This is a genomic window from Paenibacillus sp. PK1-4R (assembly GCF_030369595.1).
Lineage (GTDB): Bacteria > Bacillota > Bacilli > Paenibacillales > Paenibacillaceae > Paenibacillus.
The window spans coordinates 4,857,400-4,870,323 of the sequence record NZ_CP126535.1 but is presented as its reverse complement, the minus strand read 5'-3'; the positions used below and the strand labels follow the sequence as shown (position 1 = coordinate 4,870,323).

4 protein-coding genes are annotated in these 12,924 nt (G+C 51.7%); all 4 read left to right on the top strand.

Translation table 11 applies throughout. The annotated features are described in order from the left end of the window. The first annotated feature begins 195 nt into the window (after window positions 1-195). The 4 genes from addB to QNO02_RS21170 are packed head-to-tail and all read left to right on the top strand — an operon-like array spanning window position 196 to window position 12,783. Window positions 196-3,699 (top strand): helicase-exonuclease AddAB subunit AddB, encoded by a 3,504-nt coding sequence (gene addB, locus QNO02_RS21185; protein WP_289389892.1) that lies wholly within the window; start codon window positions 196-198, stop codon window positions 3,697-3,699. After that, a complete protein-coding gene (gene addA / locus QNO02_RS21180) occupies window positions 3,696-8,123 on the top strand; it encodes a helicase-exonuclease AddAB subunit AddA (protein WP_289389891.1) in 4,428 nt (1,475 codons plus the stop codon). The genes addB and addA overlap by 4 nt, the downstream gene beginning before the upstream one ends. 59 nt (window positions 8,124-8,182) lie before the next feature. Continuing rightward, a complete protein-coding gene (locus QNO02_RS21175) occupies window positions 8,183-9,367 on the top strand; it encodes an exonuclease SbcCD subunit D (RefSeq protein WP_289389890.1) in 1,185 nt (394 codons plus the stop codon). Continuing rightward, window positions 9,364-12,783 (top strand): AAA family ATPase, encoded by a 3,420-nt coding sequence (locus QNO02_RS21170; protein ID WP_289389889.1) that lies wholly within the window; start codon window positions 9,364-9,366, stop codon window positions 12,781-12,783. The genes QNO02_RS21175 and QNO02_RS21170 overlap by 4 nt, the downstream gene beginning before the upstream one ends. Window positions 12,784-12,924 lie beyond the last annotated feature (141 nt).

The window sequence follows — 12,924 nt, the reverse complement described above, 5'->3', positions numbered from 1 at the left end:
ATGATTTCCGTTCCAATCAAGTATAGATCAAGTCAAAAGTCCACAGTGTGATAGCTGCGGGCTTTTTGCTGTTTTACTGTGTTAACGGAGATGATCTCCGGTTTTACCGAATAGTGGCAAACGTATGTTCCGAACCAAGTCAGATATGTTATACTGGGAATTAAAATCTTGTACGTGTGGTTTGGAGGATTAGACATGTCCGTTCGTTTTGTTATTGGCCGGGCAGGCAGCGGCAAAAGCTCGCTGATTACCCGGGAAATTACATCCCTGCTTCAAAAGGAGCCGCAAGGAACACCTTTGATTTTGCTCGTTCCCGAACAGAGTTCTTTTCGAACAGAGCAGGCATTGGTGTCTTCTGGAGCAATTAAAGGTACCATGCGTGCAGAAGTGCTCGGCTTTCGCCGTTTAGCCTATCGTGTAATGCAAGAAGCAGGTGGTTCTGCTCGTATTCCGATCGGAGCCGAAGGCAAAAAGATGCTGCTCTATAAGGTCATCCAGCGCCGTAAGGAAGAATTAAAGCTGTTTGGTGCATCCGGCAGCCAGCTGGGTTTTATAGGCGAATTAAATGACTTATATAGTGAATTTAAACGTTGTGAAGTTGATCCATCATTGCTGGAAGAAGGGATGTTTGGAGGGAATACCTCATTCACTTCGCCAATTCTGGAGGACAAGTTGCATGACTTGAATCTGATATATCGTGACTATGAACAGGAATTGACCAATTTGTATATTGATGATGAAGACACGTTGACCGAGCTGACAGATCGTTTGTCGGAAAGTGCATTGCTGCAGGATGCCCAGATCTGGATTGATGGTTTTCAGGGATTCACACCACAGGAGATGAGTGTGATCGGTCGGCTGATGTTGCAGTCCTCTTCCGTGACCATTGCACTGACATTGGATCGTCCTTATGATCACGGCGCACTGCCTGGAGAACTGGAACTGTTTTATCCTACGGCAAGTGCCTACGCGCGTCTCAAAGGGATGGCTGACGAACTGGGTGTACCGAGCGATATAACCGTGCTAGATTCGGAGATTCCACCGAGATACAAGGATCGTCCGGGACTTGCTCATCTGGAGGCTGGTTTCGACCGCCGAATTCGGTGGAAAAGTGATGGTCTTGATTCCGGAATCCGGCTGGTTGCAGCGGAGAACCGACGAGCTGAGATGGAGGGAGCACTGCGTGAGATGCGGCGTCTGGCGCAAAACGAAGGTGCGCGTTATCGGGATATGGCGGTACTTGTCCGCCAATTGGATACCTACGCGGATATAGCCGAACCGTTATTCAGTGATTATGGCGTGCCTGTCTTTCTGGACCGCAGAAGAAATGAACTTCATCATCCATTATCTGAATTTATCCGTTCCGCACTGGATATTGTTCGGCGCCACTGGCGTTACGAGGATGTATTTCGTTGTGTGAAAACGGATCTGCTGCTTCCGCGTGATGGTTCCATCACCCGTGAAGATATGGACCAGCTTGAGAATTATGTACTGGCCTGTGGTATTCATGGATATCGCTGGACTGACGGCAAACCGTGGAAGTATGTACCAAGCTTATCACTGGAAGATAACGGTCAGGATGGCCGTAGTCGAGGACGGGACCAGATGCTTTCTTTAATGGAGAGCTGCCGAACGGTCATTACAGATTCTTTGGGTGTTTTTGAGAAACGAATGAAAAAGGCAAAGACAGCCAAAGCCCAATGCGAGGCACTATACAGACTGCTGGAAGATGCTGAGATTCCATGGAAGCTGGAGAATATGTCTGCTGAAGCTAAGGCTCAGGGTGACCCCGAACGGTCGAGAGAACATCGGCAGATGTGGGGAGCTGTGCTGGATTTATTGGATCAGATGGTCGATATGATGGGGAATGAACGGCTGGATATCACGCTGTTTGCCGGAATGATCGAGACCGGATTGACGGAACTGAAGCTGGGTCTGGTACCACCAGCACTTGATCAGGTATTGGTGGGTTCCATGGACCGTACACGCCTTCAGGACATCAAATACGTATTTATCCTCGGCGCGGTTGATGGTGAATTACCTGCCGTACCTCAGGATGATGGCGTATTAACGGAACTGGAGAGATCGTTACTGACGGAAAGAGGCGTGGCGCTTGGACCAGGTGCAACAAGGCAAATGTTAGATGAACGTTTTCTGATCTATACGGCACTTACAGCGGCAAGCAGCCAGTTGTGGCTGAGTTACCCGGTTGCTGATGATGAGGGAAAAGCACTGCTTCCTTCCGAGATTGTCCGCCATGTACGGAAAATGTTTGGTCTACAAGAACAGCCATTGCTCGCTCAACCACCGGTTGTGAACTCGGAAGAAGCGCATTGGTCCTATGTCACCCATCCAGGTCAGAGTCTATCTGCGCTTATTGGACAATTGCGCAAATGGCGCCGCGGAGAAGACATCCCTGAAATGTGGTGGGCGGTCTACAATTGGCATGTATCTCGGGAGACAAGCAGACCTCAGTTGGAGCGGTTGATGGGATCGATCTTTTATCGTAATCGGGCATTACCACTACGTACAGCTACCAGTCGCAGATTGTATGGCACAGAGGTGAGGACGAGTGTCTCGCGAATGGAGCGGTTCGTAGCCTGTCCGTTCTCTCATTTTGCTTCGCATGGGCTACGCCTCAAAGAACGGCAATTGTACCGTCTTCAGGCTCCTGATATCGGACAGCTGTTTCATGCTGCACTAAGCCAGCTGGCTATGCGGTTGCGCGAAGAAAATCGTAGTTGGGGCAGTTTGACTCCAGACCAATGCCGTCAGGAAGCCGAGCAAACTGTGGAGCAGATTGCACCACAGCTGCAAGGGGAAATTTTGCTAAGCACCAAGCGATACGGTTATATTTTCCGCAAATTGAAGGACATTGTTAGTCGGGCATCCGTTATTCTCGGTGAACAGTCCAGACGTGGAAGTTTTGAACCGATTGGGCTGGAGCTTGATTTTGGACCGGATAAAACACTGCCGCCACTACGTTTTGAACTGGAGAACGGATGTGTGATGGAGATCGTGGGTCGGATTGACCGTGTGGATGTGGCAGAAGGCGAGAATGGTCTGCTCTTGCGTGTCATTGACTATAAATCAAGCCAGACGGACCTCAAGTTACATGAAGTGTACTATGGTCTGTCATTGCAGATGCTCACCTATCTGGAGGTGCTACTTAGTGCTGCCGAAGAATGGCTTGGGGAAACGGCGATGCCGGGAGGGACGTTGTATTTCCATGTGCATAACCCGCTGTTGCAATCCGCAAACGGCATGACATCGGAGCAGGCAGGACAAGAACTGCTGAAACGGTTCAAAATGAAAGGTTTGCTGCTCGCGGACCGGGATGCAATTGCACAAATGGACAACACCCTGGATAAGGGGTATTCAGCTATTATTCCGGTTGCCCTCAAAGCAGATGGCAGCTTTTATAGCAGTGCCGCTGTAGCTACGCCAGAGCAATGGGATACGCTGCTTGCTTCGGTACGCAGTAATATCCGCGAGATTGGTACCCGAATTACGGATGGAGATGTGGCCATTGAGCCTTATCGTATTCAGCAGGAAGTGGCGTGCACATTCTGTCCGTATAAGCCTGTATGTCAGTTTGATGAGAATATAGAAGGAAATGAATACAACCTGTTGTCCAAACCGGGCAAACAACAAATCTGGGATATGTTATCTCACACCAAGGGAGGGGAAACATCATGACGAATATGCCCAAACCGGAAGGAAGCTTCTGGAGTGATGACCAGTGGAGTGCCATCTCGGAAAGCGGAGAAGACATTCTGGTTGCCGCTGCAGCGGGATCAGGCAAAACAGCTGTATTGGTTGAACGAATTATTCGTAAGATTGCAGATCCCTCCCAAGGATTCAGTGTGGATCGCTTGCTTGTAGCTACATTTACCAAAGCGGCCGCCGCCGAGATGAAACAACGGATTCGGGAAGCGCTGGAACGTGCGCTTGAAGAACAACCTGGAGAAGAGCATCTGCGTAAGCAGCTGTCGCTGCTTGGACGGGCATCGATTACAACGCTGCATTCATTCTGTATGGAAGTCATTCGCCGTTACTATCAGCAAATTCCGTTGAACCCGGCTTTCCGTATCCTAAATGAAAATGAAGCGGAAATCATGCGCCAGGAACTACTCGAAGAACTATTTGAGGAAAAGTATGGCGAAGAAGATGAAGGGAGTACATTCCGCGAATTGGTGGACTGGTTCAGTGGAGAACGAAATGATGATGCGATGCATCGACTGGTGCAACGATTGTATGATTTCTCCCGCAGTCATTCCTGGCCGGATCATTGGCTCTCAGAGATGGCATCTGCTTTTCAGGTGGAAAGTGTGGAGGCACTTGGACATTCAGCATGGGTTCAGAGTATTTTGCGTGATGCGGCTCTTGCTTTGAGTGGTGCGGCAGGACTGCTCCGTCAAGGCATCCATATTTCCATGCAGCCTGAAGGACCGGCACCTTATGCAGATACGTTAAAAGAAGACCTGGTGATGGTAGAAGAGCTGTTGTCTGCGGCCCAGGTTATGCCATGGGAAAGGTTGCCTGAAGTGTTTCAACCCGCTACATTTGGCAAACTGAAACCCTGCAAAAAGGATCAAACGGACCCTGCTTTACAAGATCAGGTGAAGGAACTCCGTGAGGCTGCGAAAAAGGCAGTTACCGACCTGAAAGGTTCATTGTTTGGAAGAAGTGCGTTTTCGTTCTGGCAGGAGCTGGAGCAAGCGGCACCACTCATGCAGGAGTTGTCGAGGTTGGTTAGTACATTTGGAGAACGTTATCGACAGGCCAAACAGGAACGTGGGCAAGTTGACTTCAGTGATCTGGAGCATTACTGCCTTCACATTTTGCGGCATGAGGATTCAACGCCTGAACTGTCGATGCCTTCCGACGCGGCTATGGAGTACCGTTCACGATTCGATGAAGTGTTACTAGATGAATATCAGGACACCAATACAGTTCAGGAAGATATCGTCAAGCTGATCTCCAGAGAAAACCCGGGTAACCGATTCATGGTAGGTGATGTCAAACAGAGTATCTACCGTTTCCGGTTGGCTGAGCCAGGTCTGTTTATGAACAAGTATCGCCAATATGGAGCGAGCACACGTGAGGACGGAATGGTGGAAAATCATCTGAATCGTACAGGTCAACGTATTGATCTTGCGCGGAATTTCCGCAGTCGTGCGGAAGTCGTGCATTCGGTCAATATGATATTTCGGCAACTCATGAACGAAGGTGTGGCAGAGATTGCTTACGATGAACGAGCTCAACTGGCATACGGGGCTACGTTCCCGTCAGAAACGATTGGTGATGAGGCGTATACACCTGAACTCATGCTGATCGATCGTCAGGGCGGTGGTCCTGATCTGACAGAGAGTACGGATGAGAACGGGGATGCATCGGTCTCCGCAGAACTGGAGAGTGCCGAACTTGAGACAGCCCAGTTGGAAGCACGGGCGATTGCAAGGCGTATTCGTGAGATGGTTGGGGATACGGACAAACCTGCCCTCCATGTATATGACAAAGCCCTGCAAACGATGCGCCCGGCACGTTACGGTGACATGGTCATCTTGCTGCGTTCAACCTTAATGTGGGCTCCGCTCATGATTGAAGAATTCAGACAGCAGGGAATTCCTGCTGGAGGAGAACAGAGCAAGGGTTACTTCCAGGCTACGGAAGTGGAAATCATGATGTCTCTGCTTCAGCTTGTTGATAATCCAAGGCAGGATATTCCGCTTGCTTCCGTGCTTCGTTCCCCGATTGTAGGACTGGATGAAGAAGAACTGGCACAGATTCGGCTTGGTGACAAAAGACAGTCATTCTATGATGCGGTTATATCGGCTGCTGGAGAATGGAGCGATTCTTCCACTAATGCCGTACAACAATCCCGGCAGGATAATCATCCTGATACCAATATCGTCCAGTTACAGTGGCCGGAAGCCTGGTCAGAGATGGAACAGGGACAGCGGGAGACAGCAGCTTCAGTCGAGGCAGAGATCCTGGATGATGTCTATGAATTCGATGTGCATACATTGCATACAGATGGAATGCAAGATGCTGGTGTTGCGAGACATGCGAGTGAGGATCTGGGCATAACGGAGATCTCAGGCTCGGAGTTACAGCAAAAGTTAATTCGCTTTATGCGTCAATTGGAGCAGTGGAGACTTGAGGCAAGACAAGGCAGTCTAAGTGAACTGATCTGGCGTATGTATCGGGAAACCGGGTATTTAGACTGGGTTGGTGGTCTTCCCGGAGGACTGCAACGTCAAAGTAATCTTAAGGCATTGTATGATCGCGCACGACAATATGAGGAATCAACTGCAAATCGCGGCTTGTTCCGTTTCCTGACCTATGTCTCAAGATTGCGGGAAAACGGGGGAGACCTCGGGACTGTAGCAGGTAGTTCTGGTGAGCAGGACAACGCCGTACGTATCATGACGATTCACCGGAGTAAGGGTTTGGAGTTTCCGATTGTCTTTGTTGGTGGCATATCCAAGATGTTTAATCAACAGGATCTGAACGCACCGTTTCTAATGCATAAGGAACTGGGATTTGGTCCAAGGTTTGTGGATCGTGAGAACCGGGTTGCCTATCCTACATTAGCCAATCTGGCGATTCGTCGTCGTGCGCAATTTGAACTGCTTGCTGAAGAGATGCGTGTGTTGTACGTTGCATTGACCCGCCCCAAAGAGAAAATGATTCTGCTGGGTACCGTAAAAGATGCCGCGAAAAAAGCGCTGGCGTGGTCTCAGGTCAAGGACAGCCCTGAATTGGCATTGCCAGACTATCTGCTTGCTGCAGGACGGAGCTACCTGGACTGGATTGGACCATCCCTGATGAGACATCCAGATGCGGCTGTGCTGCGTGAACTTGCTGGAAGCAATGATTCGTTCTCAACCTGTCTTGCAGATGATCAATCACGATGGGAGATTTCTATTATTTCCGCCGATCAGGTATCCCGTGATCATGTGGTGGATCAGACACTTGGAGAAGAAGACGGGATGACTGAGGTGCGGAAAGAACGACTTGCTGCACTAAAAGCGGTTCAGCCTGTGAAGTTGGTTCCATCCTCAACCGTAGAAGAGCTGATGAAGAGTGTACAAGATACGGCTAACCAAAACATTGAAGATGCAGGTACAGATACAGTAGCCCTTCAAGAAGAAGAGACACGGCTGATTCGCGAAGTTGATCAACGGCTTTCGTGGACATATCCCTATGAAGCAGCAACTCAGGTGGCAGCCAGTACATCTGTCACGGAGTTGAAAACGTTACTTGCGATGCAGGATATCCAGTCGGTAGAGGTCATGGAGGAACTGGGAGAGCAGTCCGAGGCATTATTGGATTACAACACACCAGGAATCAATCACACCAAAGATGAAGCAAGCCATGTACTACGTGGCATATCCAGTGAATTGAACGAGCATGAGACTGGATCAGGGTTAGATTCAAACGGTAAAGTGAACGTTCAGGATGCGGGATCTGCGGGCACGTCTTTTAAATTGCATCTGCGTCGTCCCAAATTTATGGGAGAGAAACAACTGACAGGAGCAGAACGGGGGAACGTGTATCATACGTTGATGCAGCATCTTCCTATAGATGGCTCATCCGTTGATTCACAGCTTATTGAACAGACGATTGAGCGGTTGATTAAGCTTCAGATTTTGCTACCCCATCATGCTGCGGCTATCGAACCTGAAGAACTGGCCGGATTTTTCAATACAGAACCAGGAAAAGAATTATTGCGTGCAGCGTGGGTGAAACGGGAAATTCCGTTTGTGTATGGACTTCCGGCACATCAGTCTCCAGTGGAATGGCTACATGAACAGGCGGCGAACTCAGATATGCAGATGCTAAATGAAGATAGCAAAATGCAGGCAACGATTGAAAATGAAACCGTGCTTGTACAAGGGATTATCGATTGTCTGTATGAGGTGGACGGCGAGCTTGTCTTGCTTGATTACAAGACGGATCGGGTGTTGGAGCATCGTGGTGGTTTGGATGAACTCACCAAAAAATATCGCTTCCAGCTGGATCTGTATGGACGGGCCATTGAAGATATATTGGGACGGAAAGTTGACCGGAAATGGCTGTACTTTTTTGATGGTGGACATGCAGTGAAATTGTAAAAGAACTGGATCGGAATTTAAAATTATGGATTTCATATGGGAGAGGGGTGGAACGGACGATGCGTATTTTGCATACAGGGGACTGGCATTTGGGAAAAACGTTGGAAGGACGAAGCCGACTGCGTGAACAGGAAGATTTTGTTGATGAACTCGTCAGGGTGGCTGATGAGCAGCAGGCGGATGCCATATTGATGGCCGGAGATGTGTATGATTCGGTGAATCCTCCCGCAGCGGCGGAACAGCTTTTTTATGAAGCGGCAGCGCGTCTGACGGAGCATGGAAGACCTCTTGTGGTGATTGCAGGAAATCATGATCAGCCAGAACGTGTAGCTTCTGTAACTCCACTTGTGAACAGACAGGGCATCACACTCGTAGGGATGCCTACTTCAGAAGCGGTAACCATTCATGCAAAGCGAACCGGAGAAATTGCACAGATTGCCGCATTACCTTATCCTTCTGAAGCCAGATTGAATGAATTGCTGACAACGGATGGGGACGAGAATGTGCTTCGTCAGGCATACAGTCACCGTGTGGGCATGTTAATGCAGCGTCTGGCAGCTTCTTTTCGCCCGGATACCGTGAACTTGGCCATGAGCCATATCTATGTGCTCGGCGGACTTGAGAGTGATTCGGAACGTCCGATTCAGATCGGTGGGGCTTACACGGTGGACCCTTCGTCTCTATCGACTGGTGCGCAATACACGGCGCTTGGGCATCTTCATCGTGCACAGGCTGTCAAAGGGGATGGTGTGATTCGATATAGCGGTTCTCCTCTCGCCTACAGCTTCTCGGAAGCGGGGCAGAGCAAGTCTGTCACGATGGTTGATCTGGCACCGGGCGGAGCTGCGCATGTAGAAGAAGTTTTGTTAACGTCCGGGCGTCCGCTTGTTCGTTGGCAGGCGCGTGGTGGTCTGGCTGAAGTATATCGCTGGCTGGACGAGGGACGTGATCCGCAGGCTTTTATCGACATGGAAGTGTGGCTGGACGAGGCGATGTCTCTGAAGGAGATTCAGCAGCTGCGAAAATCACATGAAGGTATCATTCATATTCGCCCGGTGTATCCCGAAATGGCTGCAGCAGGACTTTTGGAGCAACGATCCGAGTTACCTGTACATGAACTGTTCCGTAAGTTCTATCAGCGTCAGACGGGCGGTGCACAGCCGGAAGACAGCCTGGTACAGCTTTTCCTGGAACTTGTGGATGAAGACGAGCCGGGTGTGCGTGAGGAGGTCGAGGAAAGATGAAGCCCATTTTATTAAAAGTTGCCGGACTGCAAAGTTATCGGGAGATGCAAGAGATTGATTTTACCGTGCTGACAGAGACGGGACTATTCGGTATTTTCGGTCCAACGGGTAGTGGTAAATCTTCCTTGCTGGATGCCATCACACTTGCCATGTACGGAAAAGTGGAACGTGCGGTGAACGGCACACAAGGGATTATGAATCATGCAGAAGATTCGTTGTCGGTTGCTTTTACATTTGAACTGATGTCGGCGGAAGGCACTCGCAGGTTCCGGGTAGAGCGACGTTTCAAACGAAATAATGAAGTGTCGGTGAGTAACACGATCAGCAAATTCATAGAGACGGTTAATGGCGAAGAGCAGGTACTTGCCGATAAATTGGCAGATGTTAATCGCTGCGTTGAAGATGTGATTGGTTTGAAGATGGATGATTTTACACGGGCAGTGGTGCTTCCGCAAGGAAAGTTTGCCGAGTTTTTGTCACTCAAAGGCAGTGAACGTCGCCAGATGTTGCAACGATTATTCCATCTGGAGAAGTATGGGGACCAGTTGGCCATCAAATTAAGTCGGCGGGTCAAGGATAATGATATGGTTCACCAATCTCTTGCTGCGGAGCAACAGGGACTGGGCAATGCCAGCAAGGAGACGCTGGAAGAAACGAAACGTCTTCTTCAAGCCGCTGTTCAGCAGTCTGAATTGTCCCGCAAAGCGCTGGATGAAGCTGCGAAGGAAGCTGAACAACTGGGCAAAATTCGTGAGTTAAGTAACGAACGGCAGGCCCGGACGGATGAACAGCAGAAGCTGAAAGCACTGGAACCACAGATAGAGGCAGGCGAACAACGGCTGAAACAATCCGTTGCGGCAGATGCAATACTTCCTGCGTTGCAGACGGTTCGAGATGCTATGGCTTCACAGAAGCAGCGGCAGGATACCGCCGAGACAGCTCATCAGCAAGCACTGGAACATGAGCGTATGGCTGTTCAGGAAGCGGAGAAGGCCGAGACGGCACGCAAGCAAATGGCGGAGGAAGAACCGAAACTGTTGCTGCGCCTTGAGCAGCTCGAACAAGCGAAAGAGCTGCAACGGGAACGCGACGGGCTTCAAGCCGATTGCTCGCGCCTTGCTCAGTTTCTGGAACAGGGGCAGGGCGAGCAGACTGCGCTGGGACAGCAACTTGAGAAAGAAAAGGAGCTGCAGCTGCGCGGGCGCAAACGGCGTGAGGAACTACAGGAGAGCCTCAAGCCAAATGAGGTGAAGTCAGAGGAACGCAGGCAACTTCAGGCTGCGCTTGAACTGAAACATCGTGTGGATACTGCTGCGGAGCAATTACATCAATACAAGGCTGACATGCAAGCCTATAAGCAGTCGGCGGAACAAGGAGCCGACAAGCTGAAGGCGGCGGCTGAGGAGGAAAGACGCCTGAGTGATCAGCGTCAGCATCTGGTAGAACAGGCGTCAGCAGGTCTTGAGGCCTTGCTTGCCTGTGAGCAGGACATTAGCCGCGAACAGAGCCTGCTGGCTCTTGCGGAGGAACAGCTGCGTGGCACAATGCGTGAGCAGGAGCTGCACCGGCTGTCCTCCGCATTGCGCGCCGAGCTGCGTGACGGCGAGCCATGCCCGGTGTGCGGCTCGCCGCATCACCCACTCCCGGCTGCGCCGCCGGGAGAAGGTCCGCACGCAGGCGACGCGGACCTGGAACTGCTGCGCAGCCTGCACGCAGAGCTGCAGGAGCTGCGCTTTGGGTTGCGCCAGCAGCTGCACGAACGTCGCAGCCTGCTGACGCAGCTTGGCGCTGCGGCCGGCGAAGCTCCGGCCGCAGCCGAGGCCGCGCCTGCGGCAGCGGAGCCCGAGACCGCCGGGTCGCCCGAACACGGGCGCTCCCCGGCAGGCTGGGCATCGCGTGCCGCTGCGCTGCGCGAAGCCGCGCAGGCGCTGGCTGCCGCAGCAGCGCCGCTCCAGGCCGAAGCCGCCGCGTTGCAGCAGGCGGCTGTAGGCGCGCAGCAGCGCCGCATGGAAGCGGCAGCTGCGCAGGAGGCCGGCCGTGCCGGGCTCGCCCAGGCGGAGCGCAAGCTGGCCGAGAGCGAGGCTGCAGCGGCTGCCTTGCAGGGCCGCTGGGCCGCGGAACTGCCGGGCATCGCTCAGGAGGAGGCCAAGGCCCTCTATCAGGCGATGCAGGAGCGCGATGCACGCGCCGAAGACATCAAGGAACGTCTGAACAAAAGCGTGACGTTCCTTGAGGAAAAAGACCAAATCATCCAATCTCTTCAGCAGAAGCTAGTGGAATTGGACAAACAACTGATTCAGTGGCAAACGGAGTGGCAGGGCAATAGCAAACAGCTGGCCGAGAAGGAAGAGCGCTTGCGCCAGTGGGTTGGGGAGCAGCGGGTAGAAGATCTGATTGCTGCGGCTCAGGCTCGTCTGGATGGACTGCGGAAAACAGCTTCGGACTCGGCACAACGCTTCAAAGAAGCGGACACGCTGAAGCAGGAATCAGCCAAGAAAGACGTTATGGCTCAGCAGGCAGCCGCCTCGGCCACAGAACATCTGCAACAGGCACAGGAACGCTGGCGGCAATTGCTGGAACAATCCCCGTTTGACTCGGATGATGCCGTTGTGTCCGCGGCGATTCCTTCCCAGGAAGCAGAGCGACTGGCAGGGGAGATCCAGCAGCACCGTGAACGTGAGCGTGAACTGGCATCCCAATTGCGTGAACTGGAACAAAAGCTGGGTGGTGCTGTTGTATCGGAGGAACAGTGGTTAGCCTGCACCGAACGTTTGCAGCAGGTCCGAATTGAGGACGAGGCTGCCCTTCGTGCTAAAGCACGTGCAGAACGTGATCTGGAGGATGTGGAGCAGCGACATGTTCGCTGGACCGAACTGGAGAACAAGCGGGTGGAGGTAAGCCATCAAGGCGAACTGCTCAGCAAACTGCAATCCGCGTTCAGAGGCAATGCTTTTGTCGAGTATATTGCCGAAGAACAACTGATGCAGGTTAGTCATGCGGCATCTCAGCGTCTGCGCTTCCTGACCAAACAGCGTTATTCACTGGAGGTGGATTCCGGTGGTGGTTTTGTGATTTGTGATGATGCCAACGGGGGAGTCAAACGACCGGTATCAACGTTGTCAGGTGGCGAGACATTTTTGACCTCTCTGTCACTGGCTTTGGCACTGTCGGCCCAGATTCAACTGCGAGGTCAGTACCCACTTCAATTCTTCTTCTTGGATGAAGGCTTCGGTACCCTTGACCCTGAGCTGTTGGATACCGTCATTACGTCTCTGGAAAAATTGCATGACGACCGATTGGCTGTTGGTGTAATCAGTCATGTGCCTGAACTGCGTGCACGCTTGCCGCGCAAACTTGTAGTGATTCCGGCAGGTGAGGCCGGAAACGGCTCACGGGTGGTCTTAGAGACCCTGTAGAGGAAACATGTATGATGTATATCGCCTACAGTCCGGGCTTTTGCCAGAATGCCGAAAATATAGTGCGGATGTAGGTTTATCTGTCTGGATGTGGCCTGTTACCGATTTAACGGCACGACGTGGAGAAAAGAGGGAGGCATT

Excerpts from the sequence above, each read along its gene's own strand:
- QNO02_RS21170 (WP_289389889.1), top strand. The coding sequence starts at position 9,364 with ATGAAGCCCATTTTATTAAAAGTTGCCGGACTGCAAAGTTATCGGGAG.
- addB (WP_289389892.1), top strand. The coding sequence starts at position 196 with ATGTCCGTTCGTTTTGTTATTGGCCGGGCAGGCAGCGGCAAAAGCTCG.
- QNO02_RS21175 (WP_289389890.1), top strand. The coding sequence starts at position 8,183 with ATGCGTATTTTGCATACAGGGGACTGGCATTTGGGAAAAACGTTGGAA.
- addA (WP_289389891.1), top strand. The coding sequence starts at position 3,696 with ATGACGAATATGCCCAAACCGGAAGGAAGCTTCTGGAGTGATGACCAG.